The following is a 24,475-nucleotide window of genomic DNA, read 5'->3' on the forward strand; positions in this document are numbered from 1 at the left end:
ATAAACATAATTTGAAATAAAAATTTCGAGAGGTGAACATAATGAACAAATTTTTAGTAAGCGAACAAGCATATAACGAATTCAAGACTTTCCTTGATGAAAATGAAGTAGAAAACTACAGCATAAGAATTAACTTAGCTGGATTTGGTTGCAGTGGCCCAGCTTTCAATATAACTGTTGATGAAGCAAAAGAAGGAGATGTTGTTGAAAAAATCAACGATATTACTTTAATTGCTGAAGAAAAATTAGTTGATGAATTTGGTGGATTTAAATTACTTTCATCAGAAGAAAATGGTGGTAGAGGATTATCATTAAAACCAGTTATCGAAGTTGAAGGTGGTTGTGGTTCTTGTGGTGGTGGATGTCACCACTAAAATAAAAAAGTCGTTACTTTCGTAACGACTTTTTTCAATTCTTTAATAATAATTATATAATTATTACTTAACATTATTTAAAAATTTATATTATTTCTAGTATACAAATGAATAATCTATATATTTATTATTTATTTCTTGAATTCCATCTAAGATATCAATCCAATACTCTTTTTTTATCATTTCTTCTTTTCTTTTTTCTTCATCTAAATTATCACAATGTTTTTGATAGAACTGAACAAAGTAATTATTTAAATCTTTAGACATATTTAATAATACCTCAAAATCTGTATATGCTTTACCCTTTAATTCCATTGTATAGCTATTTTCTTTCATATCATTTTGAAGGTATGCATATATAAGTTCTTCAATCTCCCAATATAAATCAATTTTATTTGAGATATCTACTTCCTTCTTATTATAGTTAACATTTTTATTTTTTAAATTTTCTACTTCGGCTTCATATAATTCTACCTCTGCCTTAGTAATTTCACCATAATTTTTGTATAAAGCTAATAATTCTTCATTATTAATACTATTAGCTTTAATACATCCCTCTAATGTAGCAAGTATTGATTCATTTCTATATCTAATTTGTTCTATCTTACTATAGTTGTCTTCTCTTAATATATGCTTATATTCATGGTTAATTACTACTTGATAAATATTAATTATTAAGCTTATTATTAAAAGCGTTGTAACTATTATAAAATATCTATTTTTAACTTTATCTTTTAAGTGCATAAACCTCTTCCCCTTAGTTTTCTCTATATCTTTCTATATCCTTCTTTATTGAATCTAGTAAACTATTAAGTTCCCAAACTTCCCCTTCATCTACAAGTTTATTCAACATTACCTGATATCTACTTGCTTCCATAGCTCTTCCTATAGACATTAATGTTATTATATTATTCATTATGTTGCTTATAATATCTGACTTAACTTCAAACAATCTTTGAGCATCCTTTATTTCATCTTTTATTTCAAGCATTTGTTCATCTAAATTAAATGCTGAATCTGCAGCTTCTTTTAATTTAATTTTCAAATCCTCTGGTATATGCTGTTTATACTTGTAATTTAAAGAATGTTCTATAGTTGCCCAGAAGTTCATTGCCAAAGTTCTTATTTGAAACTCTGCTAATATTTCTTGTGGTCCTTCTGCTGTATATACAGTATATTTAATAATCATATGATAACTTCTATAACCACTTTCTTTAACATTTCTAACATAGTCTTTTTCGTAAAGAATCTGCATATCCTTTCTTGCACGAAGTAACTCTATTACTTTATCTATATCATCAACAAACTGGCACATTATTCTTATACCAGCTATATCCTCCATTTCTTCTCTAACTCTATCTAACGGAATTCCGAATTTATTTGCTTTTTCAAGAAGGCTCGAGACCTCTTTAACTCTTCCTGTAACAAATTCTATTGGAGGAATATTCATTTCTTTTTCTATATTCTTTTCTTATACTTTTAAGTTTAACCTTTAACTCTTCTACAGCCTGTTCATAAGGCATAAGGAAACTTTTCCAGCTTTGCATTGCCATATATACATCACCCTTATAATTAATACAAATACATTATATCAAAAACACATCAAAGTGTAACTAAAAATTACCACAAGTAAATATAATCTTATTTTTCATCTTAATTATTGCCTTAATGAAGTAAAAGACATAATTTAAACTTAATAAAACATAAAATTTTAATTTATGTATAATAATTTTAGTCTAAAATTTTTATAGGATTAAAATCTATAAAATCACAAGAAGTCATTATATACTCAACCCCATTTATTATTCCTTCTTTAGCTTTTATATTTGATGGTCCATGAAGATGTCCATATATAACCTTTTCCACACCATACTCTTTAAATATATTAGTGAAATCTGACTCTCCATTCTCATCAGCAAAAGGTGGGTAATGAATCATTACAATAATCTTTTCATAGCCTGCTTTTTTTGCTGAATCTAAAGATAATTTTAATCTTATTTGCTCCCTAGCATATATTTTTTCATCCTTTGTATTGAACTTATCACTACTTGGATCTAACCATCCTCTTGTTCCACATATAGCATACTCATTATAAGCATAATAATTATTTTGCAAGAACTTCATATTTTCATACATAGCATTTAATTTTGATATACTACTCCACCAAAAATCATGATTTCCTTTGCTAATTATTTTTTTTCCTGGCAATGAGCTTATCCAATCTAAATCGTATTTACAATCTTCCCATTTCATTGACCATGATATATCTCCTGCTATAAGCACAGTGTCATCATCATTAATTTTTTCTATCCAATTATTCTTTATCTTCTCATCATGATTTATCCATCTTTCACCAAAAATATCCATAGGTTTATCTACATTAAAAGCTAGATGTAAATCTGATATTGCATATAATGCCATTAAGTATTTCTCACCTTTCTAAATACAATCTTTTATATTATAAATTAATTTTATAATTATTGCTTTTTATATTAATTTAATATTCTTACAATATATTATACTTTAATTCTACTGTCTGCAAGTTTCACTAATAAAAATTAATGGGTAAAACTTAAAATATTAAAAATAAAATTAAAAAACTGAGCAACTATATGCTGCTCAGTTTTTTTCAGAAATTAATCAATAGATTAATTATTTTTTATTTCTTTTTCTTCCTAATAGTGCTCCACCCGCAGCTAATATTCCACCTAGTATTACTGCTACAGCTGAAGATTTTCCACCTGTTTGTGGTAATTTACCACTTGTACTATTTCCAGAACCGTTAGTTCCTGGTTTATTAGTTGTATTATTACTTCCACTATTGCTTCCATTATTACTTCCGCCATTACTGCTTCCATTGTTATCGCTTCCTGCATTAGCAATTAATCCATTTACAGCACCTTGTAATGCTTCTGCTGCACTTGCTATTTCATCTGCACTTGCTTCATCATTAGCCATAACATTTTTAGCATTAACTAATTGTACTTGTAATGCTTCCCAACTTTCAGCCGTATACTTAGTAGAATCTAAGTTTTCTGCCTTGTTTATTAAAGCATTTAATGCATCCTTATTTGGTTTTAATCTTAACTCTAAGAATGTTCTTAATAAACTGTCATAAGTTTCAACAACTTCTGCTTCTAAAGCATTTTCATCAGATATAACACCATTTGCAACAACTAATATTTGTTGTAATTTATCCCAAGTAGATTTTATATACTTATCGCCTTCTAATTTGTTAATTCTTTCAACTAAAGATATTAAATGTTCTTTATTACCCTTTTCAAAAGATAACAGTTGCATTGCATCACTTAATCTATCAAATGCTGCATTCACTTGATCTTGAGTAGCTTTATTATTTGATAATATAGCTTGTGCTTCAGCTAAAGCAGCTTTAAATTCAGCAACAGCTACTGGAACTATATTTTCAAGCTCTTTATCTGTTACTTTAAGAGCTTCTTCAACTGCAATTTCTAAATGCTTCTTGAATACATTAGCTTCTAATTCTTCTAATTTTTCTTTTGCATTTTCTACTTCTTTTGCTAATTCCTTAATTTGATCCATAACCTCTTCAGCACTTGCATTATCATCATTTATAAGTTTTTCTGCATTTGTAATTATAGCTTCTAAGTTAGAAACTAATTCCTCAGTCCCCTCATAATCACTTAATTTAGCAATAACTTCTCTAGCGTTTGCCACAAGTCTAGTTAAGTCTGTTTTATCAACAATTACAGATTCATCAAACTTAGCTTTTGCTGTGCTTAATGCTTCAACTGCTACATTAATTTCTTCTTGAGTTGAATTTTCATTATTTAATACTTCTTTAGCTGATTCTACTGCTAATATAAATTCAGCAATTGCATTTGGAGTATTAACACCTTCAGCTAACTTAATTGCTTCTTCTGCTTCAATTATTGCAGCTTCTAATTCAGTTCTATCTACTACAACTACATTAGATTTAAAAGCATCTACTGCAGTTTGTAATTCACTAGTTATAGTTACTATTCCATTAGTATCTGTAACTACAGCAAAATCTGCTTCTGCTTTAGCTATAGCTGCATTTAGCATATCTACAGCTTCTTGAGTATACTGACCATTTCCAGATCCTATTACTGCATTTTCTACCTTTTCTTTAGCAATAGCTAATACAGCTTCATATTTTGATTCTTCATCAGCTATTTCTAGGTAACTATCTAAAGCTACTCTTAATTCATCATGTGCTGCATCTATTTGCCCTTGTCCAACTTTAACTGTTTCATATACTGCTATAGCTTCTGCTCTTTCAGCTTTTAATACTTCTATTGCATTTTCAACAATATTTCTTTGCTCTTCTGTTAAAGTTTGTAATCTTTTATTATTTAAATTATTTAATACAGCATCAGTTTCAGCAATTACTATTGCTAATTTAATTCTATTTATTGATACTACTGTTTTTCTAAATGCTGAAACAGCTTGTTTTAATTCTGTAATTATTTCATTAACTCTTACTGAGTCTGGTACATTATCTAATTCTGAATTTGCTTTTGCAATTGCAGCTCCTAATGCATCCTTACCTGCTTGAGTATAATTTCCTGCCATATCACCAACAACTGCACTATCGTAAATAGCCTGTACAGTACTTATATATTTAACTAAAGCTTCAGTTGAATCACCCTTATAAAGTTTAATTTCATTTATCTTAACATCATTATTTAAGAATGTTACTTTAATTTGCTTAGCAACTATAGTTCCATCAAATTGTTCAACATAATTGTTATAATCTTCAGTGTTTTTACTTCTATCAGCAACACCTATCCAACTTTCACCATCTTTTGAGTATTCAACAGTGTATTGTAATGCTTCACTTGAGCTCTTTAACATTTCAATAGCTGAGATATCCTTAGTTGTTCCTAAATCAAATATAACAACCTTATCTTCTGCTCCATTTGCTTGCCAGAATGTAGCTTCATCATTATCTCTAACATTATTTATTGTTTCATTGTTAATATTAGCAGATACAGTTACAGTATCATTTACTGCAATATTTTCTGGAGTAGAATATACATTTAATTCAGCTGCTGATGCAAATCCACCAACACCTTCTAATGCAACAAGTCTAACATGAGTTGCTTGAACATTATCTAATAATATATTCTTTATGCTTCCGTTAGCTTCCCAACTTCCTGATGCAACTGTTTCAAAATCTTTACCATTTGTACTTACTTGAAGTTCGTATTTAGTTATAGTTCCATTTCCACCATTGCTTCTTGGTTCATAACTATATTTATTGATTGTATATTCTTTATTTAACTCTAATGTAATACTATGTGGTAATGCTACAAAGTTATTGTAGTTAGTATGCCATATAGTATTTGAGTTTCCATCTATAGCAAAGCTTGCTAACCCTTCACTTCCTACATTTGGATGTTCAGAAGTTGCTGTAGCTCTCATGTTAGATTGAGGAATTTTTACTGATGCACTAACTTCTTGATTTAATGTTTCCTTAGCATTAACTTTTACTTCTGCAATTGCTGCCCAAGCACCTGGCCATTCACCTTGTCCTGAAGTACCATTAAATGTAACTAATACATCTTTAATATTATCCTTAACTGTAATAGTGTACGCTTTATCTAAAGTTGAATTATTTTCAGTTTTATCTAAAACAACTGTTTTATTTCCTGCTTCATCAATAGTTTCAACTTTAAATTGGAATGGTAATCCATCTTTTTCAAATACTAATTCAATATTTTCAGCAAAGTATTCTTTACCTAAATTTACATTTGCATATGAATTTAAGTTTCCACCATTTGCAACCCATAAACTGTTGATATCTCCATCAGTTATGTTACTTAATGGTTTTCCATTTTCTGATTCACTACCAGTTACTTCTTTTCCTAATGCAACATTTACTAATTCAAATTTCTCTTCAACTGGTCTTAATGCTTTAATTTCAGCTAAACTTGCCCAAGCTCCTGGGAATTCGCCTTGTCCATTTTTTCCAGTTATAGTTACTGTTATATCTTTTATTTCTTTATCTACATTTATAGTATAAGTTTTCTTTAATGGCTCTTGATTATCAGTCATATCTAATAGAATTACTCCATCAGCTTCAACCTTAAATTGGAATGGAAGTCCTGATTTTTCAAAACTTAATTCTAATTTTTCAACATATTCTGAAGCTTGTAGATCTACACTAACTGAAGATCCCATACCTCCATTATTTTCATAACCATTAGCAACCCATATTGTATTTAAATCACCATCTGTTACATTTGAAGCAGACTTACTAGCTGATTCTGTACTTGTTGCTGTAGCTTCTTTTCCAAGTGCAATATTTTCATATTCCACTACTTCTTCTTGACCTTGATAAACCATTATTTCCGTCATTTCTGGTACTAAAAGATCATTATCACTAGTTAATTTTAACCTTACTTGATCAGCAATTCCTTTATAATCTATAGAAATAGTCCCTGTTATAGATCCTGAATCTTGTCTTGCAACTTCCTTCCATTGACCATTTTCTCTAACTTCTACTACATAGTTTATAGGGAATCCACCTGCAGCTTGATTTGGAGCAAAAGCAATTCCGTCAATGTTATATTCTTTTTCTAAATCTAAAGTTAATTCAACTGGCCATGTTACTCCATTAGCCATCCAAGCAGTTCCTGTAGTTCCATCTGTTAAGTTAGTTGTTGGATATGATGGATTAGTTTCAACACTACTTATAACAGTTTTTCCTAAAGCAATATTAACCTTTTCAACTGCACTTGAAGCTCCACCTAAGAATTTTTCCATATTTGTAACAGAGAATTCTTCCATTGCTATACTAGCTAACATAGCTAAATCTTCACCTGAACCTTCTGTTGGATAAGCATTGCTTTCATCTGTCTTTTCTGTAGCCCATTCATACTCTACCTTATGCCAATCTATGCTTGGAGCTGTTACTCCTGTTTCTAGTTCTGTTCTTATACCATCAATCCACATTTCCCATCTCTTTAGGTATAAATCTTCAGTTAAACCAGCCCATTGTCTGTTTGAATAATCCTTTAATGAGCCATTCTTATAATCTCCCCATGTAGTTATAAGAGCTCTTGCATTAAATTCAAATAAATCCTTTGTCCAATCATCTGCATCTGCAAGCATTGTTCTTGATTGTTCTATCCATGTCCCAACTAAGAATTCTGGACTAGTTGATAAAACTCTTTCTTGTAATCTTATTAAATCTAAGAAATGTTCTGAAATTCTTTCAAATTTTTCTGCATCTCCTGAATTATAAGCTGCTACCATTTCCTTATGATATTCTTGTGCAGAGTTTGCTAATACTTGTTTAGTTACATCTAAGAAATCATAAACAAAAGCATCACTATCTTTTAATTCATCATAACAGCTAATGAATAATTCCATTGCTCTTTCAAGTTCCTTCTTATCGTATGATATCTTACTATGTCCCCAAGTTGATGCACTATTTATTGATGTAGCAGGTCTAGCATTTATAATTGATTCTGCTGCTCCTTGATAATAGTAATCACTTGTTTTGTAAGCTGTTTCTAAAAGAATTTCCCAAGCTTCAATAGCATCTTCATTTACAGCACCATATCTTCTTTCAATATAGTTATTAACCCATTCTCTATAGTTAATTGGATCTCTTGTCCAAATCATATCTCCCATTAATTCATAAACTATTGGACTATTAGCTAAAGCTTCTGGTGTAATACCAATTCCCTTCATATTTTCTGTAGTTGCTAACGCCTCTGTAATAGATGTAGCTACAGTCTCAACTTGTCCATCTAATCCCATTCTTCCACCAAAGTTATGAAGCATGTTCCAAACCCATGGAATATCTTGATTATCAAATCTAGTGTAATCCGGATTTAAATCTGAGTTTAAGTCAAGTATTAAAGCTTGCTCTTTATTAGTTAATCCTGATAACTTAGTATTGTCTGGATTTCCTTGCCAATGTTGAATAACCCATATAGCATCTTCATCGTGCTCAATCATCTTATCTTGGATTGTACCATATATTCTTGCACTATCCATTCCCCCTGTATTTCCACCTTCATGGAATGGGTCAACTGCATAGTAATCTGTTATATCTCCATATACTTCTTTTTGTTTTTCATAGAATACATCTGCAACTTCTTGGAAGTAATCTCTTTCTCCGTCATTTACATAAGTTTTTAGCATGTTTGGTCTATCAAATCCACACCATCCACCTTGTGATAAAATTTGTGCATCTGGATTTTTCTTTTGGAAATCAAGTGGAACCATTCCTGAATATCCTTGTAATACAGGCTTAATTCCTAATGTTTGCATTCTTTCATGAAGCTGTCTTCCAAGTTCTACTCTATCTTCAAACCAATTATCTGGTAATGGTCCTCCAAAGCTTGTCATATTTTGCATATAGAACCATGCAAAGTATGCTGGTCCTGAAATGAATTCCTTTACTTCTTCATCAGTATACCCAAATTCATTTAAAGTTCTTCTTAATACTTCTTCTTGTCCAACTATATCTAACATTAAGTTATAACCATTCATAGCTGACCAGTCTAAAAATGCTTCATATTCATCCCAATCCCAGAATGACATTGTATATGAATAAGTACAGAAGTTTAATGCATATCTTTCTTCATAAGGAGTATCTATTATTATTCTTTCACCAACTGCTGGTAATTCCTCCGGCATATTTAAGTTAGATCCCATAATAGGATTATACATTACCTTTGCATAATTCTTTAAATAATAGTTAAAACCTGACGCTAAAGATACACCATTATTACCTCTAATTAATATCTTTCCATCTTCTCCATCTAAAACTTCAAATACATCTGTGTCTGATGAAGTTTTTTCTCTTACTTCAAAAACGAAATCATCCTTATATTCATCACCAATAACTCTTCCAACCATACTTGTCATTTCTTGTATAATTTTTGAGTTTGCATATGCTGTATCTGTTGTGAATTTATCGTATTCAGTTTCCCATTCTGAGCCTGCGAAATCACTTGTTTCTATTACTGTTTCTTCCGCAACTTTATCTGATACCTTTTCACCATATAATTCAATTTCTGCTATATTAGAGTTATCATTAGCTGAAGAGAAAGTAACATCTATTCTTACTTTATTAACTTTTACGTTTCCAAAATTATGTATATCCCCATCAATAGTTGCTAAGTCATCATTTTCCTTAGATCCAACTTTTATAAAATTTTCACCATCTGATGATGCATATATATTATAGTGATAATATCCACCAATTTTATTATAAATCTTTATTGCTGATAAGTTATAAGTAGCTCCTAAATCAATTTCTACCCATCTATAGTGATTAGATGATTCCCAATAAGTATCCTTATCTCCATCCATAGCTAACCCTATTTCATGATTATTCGTGTTACTCTTTGCTGTAATTGATACCCCATTGCTTATTACGTCTCCTGTCCCTGCTTTAACTTCAACTGGAATTGATACTGTAAGCCCTGCTACAAACGTTACAGCTAATGCTCTTGCAACATGCACTTTAATCTTATTTACCATGTTTAATCCTCCAATCAATATTGTGTAAAAATATTTATAGCTATTTTTATCTTTGGAAACAAAAAAAGCTGAAAAAGGACGCAGTCTTCCTCTTTCAGCTAATGCTCATAACATTCTTCTATTACGATAACACACTTAAATTCATAACTATATATTAATATTTTATATCTACATAATACTATACCGTTTACAAAATGTCAATATTTTCATAGAAATTATTTTTTTATGAGTTTTTACAGTTTTTTTCAATGTTTTTGTCGATTTTTATCTTTTTTTGTTTTTAGTTATATACTAAAGATATTCTAAATCTTTCAATGTGCATAGTTATATATGCTACTTCATTTTCACATACTTCACACTCTAAAGTTTCACTTATAATTTTAGCAATATCCTTTGATATTTTATAGGATAAACTATACTTTTCTTTTATTATATCTTTTAAATCATTTTGAATTTTATTATTATTTATTACTCTTTCAATAGCAAATCTAATATGAATTAGAAATCTAGTATAATCTAGGGATTGTCTATCTATTTCAATTCCTAATTGATCTTCAACATACTCTATTATTGTATTACTTAAATAGGCATATTTTATTGTATTAGCTAATTTTCCATTATTTCTAGCTGAATGAATATGAATAGCTATAAATGCAACTTCACCATCTGGTATCTTAATATCTATTTCTTCTTCTATCTTTCTAGCTAATTTTAATGCTAACTCAAACTCCTTAGAATATAAAGTTTCTACTTCATTTAAAAAAGGGTTTAATATTTCTTGATCATTTTTTAGCCTTTTAACTGAAAAAGCTAAATGCTCTATTAATCCAATATGTATACTCTCATTTAACTCTTCTCCTAATTCATCCTGAATTTCACTTAAAGCTTCTTCAAATATACCAATTAATTTATTATCCACAGTACTAACGATTTCATTGAAATTCTTTTTATTTCTATCATCTGATATTACAAATATTTTACTTACTTCTGTTCCAGTTACTATTACATCTCCAAACTTCTTGCCAAAGCCTATCCCTTTTTCAAATAATATTTTTTCTACACCGTTATCTCTAACTAATAGAACATTATTATTAATAGACTTTACAATTATTAAATCATTAGTTACTAACATTTTTTTCCCCCTCAAAATTTAAAAACCTTCTCTTTTTTTACAGTATATTCAATTAAATCTCACCTGTCAACATTTACAAATAGTTTATTATTATTTATTTAGATTATAAAAATATCAGATAATAATAACATTATATTATCTGATATTTTTTAATAATTTCTATTCAACTACAATTTTATTGTAATTTTTCTTACCTCTTTTTATTAAAGCAGCTCCATCAACAATATCTTCTTCATTAAGAGTTCTAGTTACTTCTGTAACCTTTTCTCCATTTAAAGACAATCCACCTTGTTGTATTAATCTTCTTCCTTCAGCTTTTGATGGAACAATTTTATTTTCTGCCATAATATCTAAAATAGTTGCACCTAATCTTTCCTTAGAAATTGTAACTGTAGGTACATTGCTCATATCAACCCCGCCAGCAAATAAAGCTTCTGCAGCTGATTTAGCCTTATTAGCTTCTTCTTCTCCATGAACAAGCTTAGTTATTTCATAAGCTAATATAGTCTTAGCTTTATTAATTTCTGCACCTTCTAAAGATCCAAGTCTTCTTACTTCATCCATTGGTAAGAATGTTAATAGTGCTAAACATTTTTCAACATCTGCATCATCTACATTTCTCCAATATTGGAAGAAATCAAATGGTGATGTTTTTTCTGGATCAAGCCATAAAGCTCCACCAACAGTTTTACCCATTTTTTGACCTTGGCTATTAGTTAAAAGTGTACATGTCATTGCCATAGCTTGCCCTTGTGCTTTTCTTCTAACAAGTTCAACACCAGCAATCATATTTGACCATTGATCATCTCCACCTAATTCCATCTTACAGTTGTACTTCTGATTTAATACATAGAAATCATATCCTTGCATTAACATATAGTTAAATTCTAAGAAAGATAATCCCTTTTCTAATCTTTGTTTAAAGCATTCTGCTGAAAGCATTCTATTTACTGAGACAATGAACTCCAACCTCTCTTAAGAAATCAACATAATTTAAGTTTAGTAACCAATCTGCATTGTTTACTAATATAGCTTTATCATCAGAAAAATCTATAAATCTTTCCATTTGCTTCTTTATACAAGAAACGTTATGTTCAATTTGCTCCTTTGTAAGCATAGCTCTCATATCAGTTTTTCCTGATGGATCTCCAACCATTGCAGTTCCACCACCAAGTAAAGCTATTGGTCTATGTCCAGCTTTTTGCATATGAGCCATAAACATCATTGCTATAAAGTGACCTACATGTAAACTATCTGCTGTTGGGTCAAAGCCTATATAAAAAGTTATTTTCTCCTTTTCTAGCAATTCTCTTGTTTCTGCTTCATGCGTAAATTGCTTTATATATCCACGATCTAATAACTCGTCTAAAACGTTAGCCATATTCTTACCTCCTATAAAAATTCATATATTTAGTATATAGTTATTACGTTCTTTTATCAAGAAAATTTAAGCTAAACCTTACTCAAAACAACAAATATTGACTATAAAAAAGAGGTTTATGTTTTAAAAGTATTATTTAATACACAAACCTCTTTTTACTCTATTTAAATTTAATTATTTTCAAAATTATGCTACGTATTCTCTAATACATTCTGGTACTTCTTCACTAGTATCAACATTAACATTTATATAAATATTGATGCCAAATCTATCAGTTAATCCAGCTATCCTTCTAAATAAATCAGTAGATTCTTTCATTGTACATTTAACTATATTGAATAATCCATCTATATATATATTTTCAATATCATAATTAGATGATATTATTCCACATAACATTCCATAAAAGCTTTGACAATCTTCAACATTATATTCATTAGTATCAACAAACCTTATTCCTCTAGATAGTTGTAACATTGGTCTTGAATCATCATCAATATAAACAGCATCACCTTTGGCATCTAGTTGTTGGTGGTTGGCTAATTCTATTAACCTTTTTGTCTTTCCAGAACCTCTTCTTGCACAAAAAACTTGAATCATTGGAACCACTCCTTTTTTATAATATTTTTATATGAAACATCTCCTTTTAATAGAAGGTGTAAGTTCAACTAACCAAAATTTAAAATTTGTCGCTTCACTAAATAGATTTTTTAATATCAATTCTATTAACTATATAAATTTATTATTAACAATCTAGCTTGATTTAAATCACAATATTTATTAACTTTTCTTTAAAGTTATTATTCGCTATTTAAATTTTATTATTCAAAGTTAATAGGCAAAATAACTTTAAAGCAATCCTCTATTGTTGAATTTATCAATTTAACCTTTCCCTTTCCTTTAAATGCTTTCTTTATTCTTTCTATTCCACTACCATCATTACTAAATCTATTTTTATCATCTAAAGATATTAATTTATCATATATCCACATATTTCTCTTATTATATCCACTATTTGAATTATAGCTCCCCTTACTTATTAATTGTCCTGGACTTATTATTATTATTGACTTTTTAGTAAGTATAATCTCTATAACTTTATCAGCTCTAGAGTACTCCCTATACATAACTGCATTTTTTACAGCTTCCATCACTGCATAAATTGGATATTCCTTAGATAATAACGTATACATTTCTTTTTTTACTTTATCTATCATATATAAAAGATTTCCATTAATAACCATAACTTTGCTAGAGTTTATATTTCTTTTATCAATAATCTTAATAGCATTATGCGGTATACATATACTATTGTGATCTGAAAAAACTAATAAACCTCCAAATGTACACCTATATTTCTTACTTTTTTTATCTAAATAAGTTATTCCTGCACTCTCTAATAAAAATTTTTCATTCTCTTTATTTATATATATTCCTTTGTTTTTAAAATATTTGCTTATTAAGTCCATATTTAAAAAATCAACTGTACTTTTTATTATTGGGCATGTTTCAACGGTTAATAGTAAGTTTTCTTCAAAAGCGGCTACTAGTTCAGCCTTTCTCATTGTATCTGTAATTGACCCTCTTCTAATATAAAAGGATCCTGTTTCTTTTATTTGATAAGGTTTTTGACCTCCATCATAAATTGTGATTACTCCAACTTGTTTACCCTCAACTTCTATAACCTCTACTGTTATAGGTATGGGTGGCTCACACCTTGAACTTACTACTTGCTGTATTTTTTCTTCATCTAATGATTTTAGCTTATTAATCCCAATTACTCTTTTAGTCTTATCTTCTATACCAATTACTAAATACCCTCTTCCCCCTCTTGAATTTGCTATAGCACATACATCCTTTGCAAGTTCTTTCTTACCAGATTCAGAAGAAATATCTAGTTTAAGCTTAAAATCTAACTTAATACCTTCTCTTTGTTGTATTAACGATAATAGCTTTTTCTTATTCATTTATATCCCTTTATACTCTCTTTAATATATACTATTCATCCATCAATAAACTGTTAATATACATAAACTATCCAATTCATAACTTTCTTTTGTTAGTAATATATTTATATTTGAAATAGTTAAAAAAAAGAACAAAGAAAGAGTAATTGTATTAATAATTCTTTCTTTGTTCTTTACTATTTGAACTAATTCATATTTAAATTTATTTATTATACTCTTACAAATAATCCTTTTCAATAAATCTCAAATGATTACTTCCAATATTTTTCGCTAGGATTTATATACTATCTTTTGTAGTTCCTGTTCCTTTTATAATTATATTTGTGTGAACTTCTATATCGGTATTAGCTAAAGGGTCATCTTCATCTAAATCAGGATAATACATTTCTACCATTCGCTTAATATCAAATATATCTAAATCCTTTTTCTTATATTTTTCAAAAATATATTGAGTATATCCATTAATATATGCTTCTTCATTAACTTTAATATAATCTAATGCTGAACTATCAACAGTTAACTTTCCTTGAATTTCGCTAATAGAAACTTCTAAATTAATATTTTTTATCAGCTTAAATTTTTTATTATCATATTTTAAAACATCACTTATTCCACCATCTAAAATTTCTAAAGTAACAAAATTTTCTTTACTTTGTGGATTAGCTATATCTAGAGTTCCTGCCTTTGTAGTTCCCATTAATAAATTATACATTAAACTATCTTTGTCATCTATTTGTTCAACTAGTTTATTATCCTTAAATATTGATGCTCCACTTATTTCAACCTTTTTATCTAAAGCATCTTCTTTTAAATCTATTGATGTCAATAGAGCAGTATTACTTCCCATCAATATATTACTTAAATAATAATTTATATTAGATTTAACTGCTTTTTCATTGTATTTATCTTTTCCTACTAAATCATTTAAAAATAATCCTAAATACTCTTCATCAGTAGACACTGTCTCTAATAAATCATCTATATCTCCATAATAAACAAATGCACTTGGCTTCATTTGAAATTCACTATTATTGTTTATTAAATCTAGGAATTTCTTTATCCCATTTCTTGCAGCCTTTTCCGTAAATATATAAGCTCTAGTTTGACTATAATTTAATTTATAACTTGAAACAGAGTTTATTGAATTTAAAGCTTCTAAAGCTGTCTTCCCTGTTCCCTTATAAATTATACGTCTACCTTTGTCTGAACTATCATTTGCACTTCTATATGGTTTTACACAATCTAAATATATTACGCATTGATTTAAATCATCTACATCAAAAATGATACTTGTTGAAAATGTTACTTTATTTATATCATTATAGTTAAAACATCCACTAAAAATTAATGGAATAAGCATTATAATTATAGTACTTGTAATAACTTTCACTATACGCTTCTTCATTAATTTTTACCTCCAGTACCTATTATCCTCTTAGATATTCTATCTAATTTTCCTCTAAAGAAAACATCTCTAAATCTATATTCACTAGTACTTCCAATTGGAAATAAAAATGCATATCCCACTGATTCTAATTCACAAAGTTGAATTATAAAAATAAGTGCTCCTGCTAAAAATCCTGGTATTCCAAGCAAAGCTGAAAATAGCATTATTACTATTGACCAAAAAGATAATGCACCATATATTTTAGGTATTAAAAAATAACTTAATGTACTTACTGCAACTACTATTATTGTTACTCTTGATGCAATACCAGCTCCAACAGCAGCATCTCCTAATATAAGTGCTGAAACAATACTCATAGCACCTCCAATTGGATGAGGCAACCTTAAACCAGCTTCTTTTATTAATTGAAATGCAATCATCATTACAATTACTTCTATAAATGTCGGGAAAGGTACTCCTGCTCTTGCTACTGCCATCCTAAATATAAATAAACTCGGTATCATTGAAAAATGATATGTAATAACAGCCACATAAAATCCTGGTAAAAATGTAGCCATAAAAAATGCTATCCATCTTAAAATTCTATAAAAATTTGTACAATGCCTATTTATATAATAATCATCAGGCATTTGAAAGTTTTCCAAGAAGAAATACGGAGCTGTTATTACAAATGGTGTTCCATCTACAATTATTCCTATTCTTCCTTCTAATATTTTTGCTGCAACCTCATCTGGTTTTTCTGTATACCCTACTGTATCAAAAAATGAATGTTGATGTTTTAAATTTACTTCTATATAGTTTGAATCTAGTATAAATCTTAAATCTAAATTTTTAATTGTATCTTTTACTCTATTAATAAGTTCCTCTGGTGCAACATTTTTTATATAAACAATTGCTACTGAAGTTTGTGATTCTTCACCTACTATTAATGCTTCAAACTTTAAATCCGGATTTTTAACACGTCTTCTTATAAGTGCAACATTATCAACTATAAGTTCATTAAAACCTTCCCTAGGTCCTTTAAGTACAGCCTCTGTTTCTGGTATTCCTATACCTCTTCTTGGAAAGTTCTTAATTTCACAAAAAATAATTTCATTAAAATCCTTTAGTACTAATACTGCATCTCCGTTTAATACATGAGTAATAGCATCATCTGCATCCTTAGCCATTCCAGTTGCACTCATATCTAAAACTTTTTGTATTAAATCTTGTGGAGTTGATATATTACTATTTTTTAATTCTCCAAAACCTCTTAATGGCAAAATCATATATTCCATAAGCCATTGACTATTACATAAATCATCTATAAATACTAAGGTTCCTTCTCCTAAAATAGTATTAATCTCTCTATATTTTACATCAAAACAATTTTCTAATTTTTCTTTTATATATTTTAAATTCTCCATTCACATCACCTAAAGATATTATTCCTCACATAATGTTTAATATTCATTTTTTTGAGAATAATAAAATAGACTTAGTTTTAAACTAAGATAATTGGAGGTGGAAAAATGAATAAGTTATCAGCTAAACACTTTATTCTTTTTATATTAGGTGTTACTTGTATTTCATTTAAAACATACCCTTCTTTGTTTATAAAACTTGGGGGTAGGGATACATGGGTTTACACACTAATTACATTTTTTGTTTTTTTAGCTTTTGCAATATATTTAATCTATGTTATGAGTTCAAGAAAAACCTATGATATAAATGAAATATTTACATCTGGATTATCTAAATATATAGGTAATTTATTTTTATTCTTATTTGCTCTTGGGTTATTTTTAGCTTCTATTGAAGCTACTACTGTAGAAGCTAATGTTGTTAAAACATGTTTTTTCCTTAAAACACCTGCTTGGTATATAATTATTTTCTTCCTTATACCTTCTGTAATTTTACTTGGAAAAAACTTTAAAACCCTTTTGATTTTTATAATAATTTCAGTATTTTCTTTATTAGCTAATACTGTTTTATTAGATATTATTGTTGAAACATATAAAGACGTAAAATATGTGCTTCCTGTATTTTCCGGAAACGTTGCTTCTGAACTTTTAAATACAGGCTTATTAATCTTAGGTTCATTGTCAGCTTTTGTTATAGCCTTACCTTATTTAAAATATTTAACTAAAGATGATAAAATAAAAAAACATAGTTTAATAGCTTTATTAATTATTGGTTTCGTATGTACATATGTTATCTTAGGAATTATATCTACTTTTGGTCCACTTAGAGCTGCTAATATTTTTTATCCTGAATTTCCTCAAAGTCAAAGAGTCCAAATAGCTGGCTTCTTAGAATTTGGTGAACTATTTTTCTTATATCAAACAGTAGTTGGTTTCTTTGTTAAATATATTTTATGTGCTTATGGAGTTTATTTAATTTTTGAAAAATTCATCAAAAACCGTAAATATTTTATAGCAATTTATACTATATTAGTTTTTATAATTTCTACTCTTTTAGCAGGAAATAATTATGTTTTATTTAATATATTAAAATATTATCAATACGTTAATTTAGTATTGTTTATATTAATTCCTCTCATTGCATTTATAGCTTTTAATTTTAAATTTAAGAAAAAATAAACTATACTTTATATTTATTTATTTTTAAATCAGTATATTTTTAACAAATTTTAACTTGGTATATTGGTTGCACTTTTACCAAATTATGCTATAATAATAGTGTAATAAAAATCATTAGGAAGTTCTATGATAATATCATTAAATACCCCTTGTCCTTAGTGGGTTTAAATTGTAAGTTATCAAGATTACCCCTATGGATTTTAAGGAGGGTATATAAAATGGAAGATAAGATTATCGTATGTAAGGATTGTGGAAAGGAATTTACTTTCACTGTAGGAGAACAAGAATTCTACAAAGAAAAGGGATTCGAAAATGATCCAGTAAGATGTCCTGACTGCAGAAGAGCAAGAAAAGCTCAAAAGATGAATAGAGAAAGAAAGTAACTCTTTTTTTAACTAACAATAAAGCTCTAGCATTTGCTAGAGCTTTTATTAATATATACGTCCTATTTTTTAATATACTATTATATTTTAATTCTCTTTGAATCTAAAATTATATATTTCTTACATACTTTCTATTAAATAAAAACTCTTGGATTCTTATGTACTTAAAATATTATTTTTTTATAATAAATATAAGTAATTTTACACTATCTTTCTTTTATAGCCTTAAATTTGCATTTATTATGCTATAAAGTATATAATATAACTATAATTGACATGAAAATTTTATAACAATATAATTAAAATATTAGACTTATTTTAAACTTGAATTTTTAATTTTATAGAATTAAATTTTACTTATCTAAAAATTCTAAGTTTAGTTAAATAAAATTATAAAAACCTATAATTCAATAGGTTAAAACATGTCCGTCAAAAGATTTATATGAAAGAAAAGGGGTGCTATCTTTGGATAACATAACAGAAAATAAGAAAGTTATTTTTAGTGGTATACAACCATCTGGGAACTTAACTTTAGGTAACTATTTAGGTGCGTTAAAAAATTGGGTTAAATTACAAGATGAATACGATTGCTTTTTCTGTGTAGTTGATTTACATGCTATAACAGTTAAGCAAGTTCCAGCAGATTTAAGAAAGAGAACTTTAGAAGTTTTAGCTATTTATTTAGCTTGTGGAATTAATCCAGATAAAAATACTTTATTTATACAATCTCATGTGCCTGCACATTCAGAAGCTTCATGGCTTTTAACTTGTAATACTTACATGGGTGAGCTTTCAAGAATGACTCAATTTAAAGATAAATCTCAAAAGCATGGTGATTCTATACCTGCTGGTCTATTTGCTTATCCTGTACTTATGGCTGCAGATATATTATTATACAATACTGATTTGGTTCCAGTTGGAAGTGACCAAAAACAACATTTAGAGTTAGCTAGAGATTTATCTAATAGATTCAACAATGTTTATAGCCCAACGTTTAAGGTGCCAGATCCATATATTCCACCAGTAGGTGCTAGAGTTATGAGTCTACAAGATCCAACTAAGAAAATGTCAAAATCAGATGATAATCCAAATAGCTTTATCTTAATTATGGATCCACCAGATGTTATTAGAAAGAAAATATCTAGAGCTGTTACTGATAGCATTGGTGTTGTAAACTATACTGATGAGCAACCTGGAGTTAAAAATTTACTTGATATCCTTATTTCAATTAAAGGTTATAGTAAAGAAGAGGTTGTTGAATTATATAAAGGTAAAGGCTATGTTGATTTAAAGAAAGACGTTGCTGAGGCTATAGTTGAAGAATTAGCTCCTATTCAAGAAAAAGTTAATTCTTTACTTAAAGATAAAAAAGCTTTAGAAGCAATTTACAAACAAGGTGCTGAAAAAGCAAACTATGCTGCAACTAAAAATCTTAGAAAAATGCAAAAGAAAATTGGTTTAATACCAAGATAATTTATATAATAAAAAAAGGATTATTAAACATAGAAATGAAATTTCTAAAGTTTTAATAATCCCTTTTTCTTTCCAATGTTGATTTTTAATCATAAATATAAACCAACTAGCTTCCAATATTTAAGATAGAATCATCACTATTGAAAGTATTAGAATTATATAAAAATAATACGTCTGTTATTTCTTTATTTTTAATTAACTTATCTAAATCATCATAAAAATATCTTAAATCAACAACATCAATCTCTCCATAATGTGATGTTAAAAATGGTAAAAAGCAATTAGCATATGAATCCTTAATTATAAGCAACTTTTTATTCGGATCTCCTAATGTTTTAATATTTATAAATGGATGATTTCCTCCAGTAAATACTTCATATTTATCTTTTTTATCTAATGCCTCACTATTAAAAAGACTTGTGCTTTTCTTTTGCTCCTCTACATAATTTACAATAATATCTGAATCTTTTGGAACATATACATCAATACTATCTACATTTTTGCCTTTTGTCCCTATCTTCGAGCTTAAACTTCCATAGAACGAATCAGTAACATTAATTACATCAAAGTCTTCTATAGATTTAGGTGTTAATCCTAATTTTTCACACATCACCTTATATGCAATATATGCGCCTTTGCTTGTCCAGTGATGATCTGTCTTATAGTATATATATTCATCCTTATTTTCATGCAAAGCCTCATATGGATTAATTTTAACAATATTATCATTTAATCCTGAAAATACTTTATCTATATAAGTTAATTCATCATCATTTGGTGCATATTTAGGTAATTTATCTTCTAAAACCTTAGTTGCTGTAGGAACTAGCATAAAACTTATATTTAAATTGCTGTGCCTTTCATAAAATGAATTTATAGCACCTATTTTTCTAGTAGTTTCTTCACTAGTTCCTTCTTTAAATTTTTCAAGTAACTGTCCATCTTTTCCAATATAAACTGAGTTACTTTCTTTTTTTCCTTCTAATTTTTCTAAGTTAGATTTAATGTTAATAAATCCTTTCCTCCCTGCGAAGTTATCTTCTACATAATCTGTATATTCTTCAATAAATTCACCACTTAAAAATTTCTTCATTGTAAATTCCGGCATTGTTGCTAACATTCTATTCTCTTCTTCAGAAAAAGTTTTATCTTTTTTAAAAACATTAAAAACTATTACTACTGCTATGAATGTTATAAAAACTAGTGCCATAATTATATTTAAATCTTTATTATATGTTTTTGTTCTTTTTATTTTTACTCGTCTTTTATAATCTTTATAATACTGCTTTTGATTTTCCATAAAATCATCTTCCTTTTTTAAAATCTAAAATATAAGAAAGGATTATAGCTCTCTCCTACTAAATAGGCTATAGAAATTATTAAAATTAATAAATTCATTGTAACTATAAAAAATATGTCTTTTTTTCTTAAAGTTGATTTAATATTATCAATGATATTCTTCACCAGCCTTGTACTACATATTATCCCTAATGCAAGCATAATAAAATTAGTACTTAATATGTATTTTGCCATGTTATCAATAAATATGTTATCACTAGCTCCAAACATTATTTCAATATATTTAACTATTCCTGATAAAGTATTCATATCAAAAATTACCCAACCTATTATTACAATTAATAGTGTATAAATATGTGCAAATATAGATGGTACCTTTTTTAATAAATCCTTTAAAAATATTTTTTCTATAAATAATATAACTCCAAAATATAATCCCCAAATTATAAAATTAGTACTAGCTCCATGCCATAATCCAGTAGCAAACCAAACAATAAATAGATTTCTAACTTGAATAAGTGTTCCTCTTTTATTTCCTCCTAGTGGTATATATAGGTATTCCCTAAACCACCCACCTAAAGACATATGCCACCTTCTCCAAAATTCAGTTATACTTTTAGAGACATATGGATAATCAAAATTTTCTAAGAAGGAAAATCCAAACATTTTAGCAAGACCTATTGCCATATCTGAATATCCACTAAAATCAAAATAAATTTGAAGAGTAAAAGAAATTATTCCAATCCAAGATAAAACAACAGATACATTATCTAAAGGTATTTCTTTTACTTGAGCCCATATCATTCCTATATTATTTGATAGTATTACTTTTTTGCCTAATCCAATAATAAATCTTTGTACTCCTTGTCCAAAATCATATAATGTTTCTTTTCTATTCTTCAATTGTTTATATATATCATTATATTTAACAATTGGTCCTGCAATAAGCTGTGGAAACATTGTAATATAAGCTGCAAAATCTATTAAGTTTCTTTGAGGATTCATTTTTTGCATATAAATATCAACTATATATGATACTTGTTGGAATGTATAAAATGATATTCCTAAAGGTAATGAAATATTTTTAACTTCTAATCTTAATCCCCAAATACTACCTATTCCTTCTATTACAAAACCATAGTATTTAAAGAAAAAGAGTATACTTAAATCTATAAGTAAAATTGTTACAAATGTAAATTTACACTTTTCCTTATCCCTTCTATATTTTCTAATTAATAATGCCCCACAATAATTTATAAATATAGATACTATAATAAGTACTATATAAACTGGCTCTCCCCAAGCATAAAACACTAAACTTGCTAAAAGTATAATAGTATTTCTTAGCTTCTTAGGCGAAACATAATAAGCTACTAAAACTATAGGCAAAAAAATAAATATAAAGATTAAACTACTAAAAACCAACGTAACTCACTCCAATTATGTATTATTTAAAATTCCTCTTAATAATCTTCTTAACAGCTGAAGAATTCTCAGATACAATAAAAATCAAATACTGTCCTTCTTGTTCTAATATAGCATCTTCAATAACCTTATACTTTTCTGGTCTATAGTTTTTAAAGCTCTCACCTTGCTTTTGCAGTCTTTTATTTATTTTTTCCTTTATTTCAGATACATTTTTATTTTCATTAACCTTTAAAACTAATACCTCTTCTACATCCATATTAGTTCTAGGTGTGTAAGAAACAAAATCTTCAACCTCATTTTCATTAATATAATATAAATTACTTAATCTTTTTTTATCTCCAACTTCAACTAAATCTTGATTTGTGTAATATTTATCTAAATCATTTCTAATTGCATCCATATCAGCAGTTTTAACTCTTAATATAGGATATAAACCTATAAATATAATCATAATAATTGCTATTTCTATTAAATAATACTTTTTATATTTTTTCTTATTTATATATGCTTTATTCCTCATAATAATTTTCTTTAACAGGGATTATTGTATATAACTTCTAAGATAATCTAACAAACTTATATAAAAATCATATTTAAAATGAATTCCATCTTGTTCATGTAAATAATCTTTTCCCTCTACTATACTTGTTGCATCTATATAAGTGCTACCTGTTTCTACAGCTACCTCCTTAACCTTTTCTCTAAATTCATTTAAATTTTCATTTGTTAACCTATAATTTACACTTACTGCTGAATCCATAACTGGAAGTGGTGATATTAAATAAATATTACTATTTGGCAATACTGCTTTTATCCCATTTATTAGCATAATATAATCTTCCTTAAAAGTATTTGAATCTTTTCCTGATGAATTATCAAACTCAATAACATCATTCATTCCATATAATAAAACTATATTTTTAGGAGTAATATTCTGTAATTTTTCTATACTTTCCTGCGCTTTTATTACAGTATCTCCTTTGTGCGAAATTACATTATAACTATCTACAATTTCAAATTCAGACAATGCCTCAACTATTGAATCTCCCATAAACACAGTATCTTCATAATACTTAGCATTATTGATATTGTCATTCTCTAAATTTGTATTATTATCCTCATCATTTTTTATTGTTTCACTATCATTATTGTTATTACCATTATGAATAACCTTTTCTGAATTAATATATTGGTCTATTTTATCCTGAACTTCACTTAAAGATTTACTCTCTAATTTTACTAAATATTCCTTTCCTGAAGTGTTCTTATCTCTTTTACCCCTATTTAGCATTCCAAAAATAAAAGTAAACATCACATAAAAAGCTACTATTAAAGTAACTGTATTTAATATCTTTCTTTTCATGTTCTCATTCCTCATACTTATTACTAATACGTTTTATTATAACTTATATATTTTTTCAATTTATTACGAAAATATTACAATATTAATATAAATTAAATTCTCTAATCTATATAGTACTAATATTATATAAAATAAAATTATTTTATATAAAAAAACAGCCTATTGGCTGTTTTTTTAT

At 27.7% G+C, this 24,475-nt stretch carries 16 protein-coding genes and 2 pseudogenes; 4 read left to right on the forward strand and 14 right to left on the reverse strand.

Features of this window, described 5'->3' with window-relative positions; genetic code table 11:
- Positions 1 to 41: 41 nt before the first annotated feature.
- Positions 42 to 374 carry a HesB-like protein gene (locus HMPREF0216_RS12440; protein ID WP_005214776.1) on the forward strand — a complete coding sequence of 111 codons (333 nt, stop codon included), beginning with the start codon at positions 42 to 44 and terminating at the stop codon, positions 372 to 374.
- Positions 375 to 470: 96 nt separating this feature from the next.
- Here HMPREF0216_RS12440 and HMPREF0216_RS12445 read toward each other — a convergent pair whose 3' ends face one another.
- The 10 genes and pseudogenes from HMPREF0216_RS12445 to HMPREF0216_RS12490 all read right to left on the reverse strand — a co-directional run bounded on the left by HMPREF0216_RS12445 (position 471) and on the right by HMPREF0216_RS12490 (position 17,175).
- A complete protein-coding gene (locus HMPREF0216_RS12445) occupies positions 471 to 1,118 on the reverse strand; it encodes a hypothetical protein (protein ID WP_005214778.1) in 648 nt (215 codons plus the stop codon).
- Positions 1,119 to 1,131: 13 nt separating this feature from the next.
- Positions 1,132 to 1,927, reverse strand: a pseudogene (yjbM, locus tag HMPREF0216_RS12450) (GTP diphosphokinase).
- A 178-nt stretch (positions 1,928 to 2,105) separates the two neighbouring features.
- On the reverse strand, positions 2,106 to 2,795 hold the full coding sequence (locus HMPREF0216_RS12455; RefSeq protein ID WP_005214783.1) for a metallophosphoesterase: 690 nt from the start codon (positions 2,793 to 2,795) through the stop codon (positions 2,106 to 2,108).
- Between the two features lie 231 nt (positions 2,796 to 3,026).
- Positions 3,027 to 9,881 (reverse strand): alpha-N-acetylglucosaminidase TIM-barrel domain-containing protein, encoded by a 6,855-nt coding sequence (locus HMPREF0216_RS12460; RefSeq protein ID WP_005214785.1) that lies wholly within the window; start codon positions 9,879 to 9,881, stop codon positions 3,027 to 3,029.
- A 280-nt stretch (positions 9,882 to 10,161) separates the two neighbouring features.
- Positions 10,162 to 11,013, reverse strand: a complete 852-nt coding sequence (locus HMPREF0216_RS12465; protein WP_005214786.1) for a BglG family transcription antiterminator — start codon at positions 11,011 to 11,013, stop codon at positions 10,162 to 10,164.
- Positions 11,014 to 11,172: 159 nt separating this feature from the next.
- Positions 11,173 to 12,394, reverse strand: a pseudogene (gene tyrS, locus HMPREF0216_RS12470) (tyrosine--tRNA ligase).
- A 186-nt stretch (positions 12,395 to 12,580) separates the two neighbouring features.
- The gene (locus HMPREF0216_RS12475; RefSeq protein ID WP_005214793.1) at positions 12,581 to 12,994 is read right to left on the reverse strand and encodes a hypothetical protein; all 414 of its coding nucleotides are present in this window, start codon (positions 12,992 to 12,994) and stop codon (positions 12,581 to 12,583) included.
- A gap of 221 nt (positions 12,995 to 13,215) precedes the next feature.
- A complete protein-coding gene (locus HMPREF0216_RS12480) occupies positions 13,216 to 14,361 on the reverse strand; it encodes an AlbA family DNA-binding domain-containing protein (protein WP_005214795.1) in 1,146 nt (381 codons plus the stop codon).
- A 277-nt stretch (positions 14,362 to 14,638) separates the two neighbouring features.
- Positions 14,639 to 15,766, reverse strand: coding sequence for a Ger(x)C family spore germination protein (locus HMPREF0216_RS12485; protein WP_005214800.1), 1,128 nt, complete (start codon positions 15,764 to 15,766; stop codon positions 14,639 to 14,641).
- Positions 15,766 to 17,175, reverse strand: a complete 1,410-nt coding sequence (locus HMPREF0216_RS12490; RefSeq protein ID WP_005214803.1) for a spore germination protein — start codon at positions 17,173 to 17,175, stop codon at positions 15,766 to 15,768. Before HMPREF0216_RS12490 ends, HMPREF0216_RS12485 begins: the two co-directional genes overlap by 1 nt.
- Before the next feature lie 105 nt (positions 17,176 to 17,280).
- Between HMPREF0216_RS12490 and HMPREF0216_RS12495 the strand changes: the two genes are divergently transcribed.
- From HMPREF0216_RS12495 to trpS, 3 genes are all read left to right on the forward strand, one after another.
- Positions 17,281 to 18,351, forward strand: coding sequence for an endospore germination permease (locus HMPREF0216_RS12495; RefSeq protein ID WP_005214805.1), 1,071 nt, complete (start codon positions 17,281 to 17,283; stop codon positions 18,349 to 18,351).
- A gap of 218 nt (positions 18,352 to 18,569) precedes the next feature.
- A complete protein-coding gene (locus HMPREF0216_RS12500; protein ID WP_005214807.1) occupies positions 18,570 to 18,734 on the forward strand; it encodes a zinc-ribbon domain-containing protein in 165 nt (54 codons plus the stop codon).
- A 474-nt stretch (positions 18,735 to 19,208) separates the two neighbouring features.
- Positions 19,209 to 20,207, forward strand: coding sequence for a tryptophan--tRNA ligase (gene trpS, locus HMPREF0216_RS12505; protein WP_040419884.1), 999 nt, complete (start codon positions 19,209 to 19,211; stop codon positions 20,205 to 20,207).
- Between the two features lie 106 nt (positions 20,208 to 20,313).
- Here the strand turns inward: trpS and HMPREF0216_RS12510 are convergent, their stop codons facing one another.
- Genes HMPREF0216_RS12510 through HMPREF0216_RS12525 form a run of 4 tightly spaced genes read right to left on the reverse strand, consistent with a single transcriptional unit; the run spans position 20,314 to position 24,297 of the window.
- Positions 20,314 to 21,507: a DHHW family protein gene (locus tag HMPREF0216_RS12510; RefSeq protein ID WP_005214810.1), complete on the reverse strand. Its 1,194-nt coding sequence runs from the start codon at positions 21,505 to 21,507 to the stop codon at positions 20,314 to 20,316.
- A 17-nt stretch (positions 21,508 to 21,524) separates the two neighbouring features.
- On the reverse strand, positions 21,525 to 22,931 hold the full coding sequence (locus HMPREF0216_RS12515; protein ID WP_040419876.1) for an MBOAT family O-acyltransferase: 1,407 nt from the start codon (positions 22,929 to 22,931) through the stop codon (positions 21,525 to 21,527).
- A gap of 22 nt (positions 22,932 to 22,953) precedes the next feature.
- Positions 22,954 to 23,454: a DUF4358 domain-containing protein gene (locus tag HMPREF0216_RS12520; protein WP_005214813.1), complete on the reverse strand. Its 501-nt coding sequence runs from the start codon at positions 23,452 to 23,454 to the stop codon at positions 22,954 to 22,956.
- Between the two features lie 21 nt (positions 23,455 to 23,475).
- Positions 23,476 to 24,297, reverse strand: coding sequence for a GDSL-type esterase/lipase family protein (locus tag HMPREF0216_RS12525; RefSeq protein ID WP_040419878.1), 822 nt, complete (start codon positions 24,295 to 24,297; stop codon positions 23,476 to 23,478).
- Between the last annotated feature and the right edge of the window lie 178 nt (positions 24,298 to 24,475).

The organism is Clostridium celatum DSM 1785 (assembly GCF_000320405.1).
Classification (GTDB): Bacteria; Bacillota; Clostridia; order Clostridiales; family Clostridiaceae; genus Clostridium; species Clostridium celatum.

Coding starts and splice junctions, on each gene's coding strand:
- HMPREF0216_RS12475 (WP_005214793.1), bottom strand. CDS start 12,994: ATGATTCAAGTTTTTTGTGCAAGAAGAGGTTCTGGAAAGACAAAAAGG.
- HMPREF0216_RS12490 (WP_005214803.1), bottom strand. CDS start 17,175: ATGGAGAATTTAAAATATATAAAAGAAAAATTAGAAAATTGTTTTGAT.
- HMPREF0216_RS12480 (WP_005214795.1), bottom strand. CDS start 14,361: ATGAATAAGAAAAAGCTATTATCGTTAATACAACAAAGAGAAGGTATT.
- HMPREF0216_RS12525 (WP_040419878.1), bottom strand. CDS start 24,297: ATGAAAAGAAAGATATTAAATACAGTTACTTTAATAGTAGCTTTTTAT.
- HMPREF0216_RS12460 (WP_005214785.1), bottom strand. CDS start 9,881: ATGGTAAATAAGATTAAAGTGCATGTTGCAAGAGCATTAGCTGTAACG.
- HMPREF0216_RS12455 (WP_005214783.1), bottom strand. CDS start 2,795: ATGGCATTATATGCAATATCAGATTTACATCTAGCTTTTAATGTAGAT.
- HMPREF0216_RS12520 (WP_005214813.1), bottom strand. CDS start 23,454: ATGAGGAATAAAGCATATATAAATAAGAAAAAATATAAAAAGTATTAT.
- HMPREF0216_RS12440 (WP_005214776.1), top strand. CDS start 42: ATGAACAAATTTTTAGTAAGCGAACAAGCATATAACGAATTCAAGACT.
- HMPREF0216_RS12510 (WP_005214810.1), bottom strand. CDS start 21,507: ATGGAAAATCAAAAGCAGTATTATAAAGATTATAAAAGACGAGTAAAA.
- HMPREF0216_RS12465 (WP_005214786.1), bottom strand. CDS start 11,013: ATGTTAGTAACTAATGATTTAATAATTGTAAAGTCTATTAATAATAAT.
- HMPREF0216_RS12445 (WP_005214778.1), bottom strand. CDS start 1,118: ATGCACTTAAAAGATAAAGTTAAAAATAGATATTTTATAATAGTTACA.
- HMPREF0216_RS12495 (WP_005214805.1), top strand. CDS start 17,281: ATGAATAAGTTATCAGCTAAACACTTTATTCTTTTTATATTAGGTGTT.
- HMPREF0216_RS12485 (WP_005214800.1), bottom strand. CDS start 15,766: ATGAAGAAGCGTATAGTGAAAGTTATTACAAGTACTATAATTATAATG.
- HMPREF0216_RS12500 (WP_005214807.1), top strand. CDS start 18,570: ATGGAAGATAAGATTATCGTATGTAAGGATTGTGGAAAGGAATTTACT.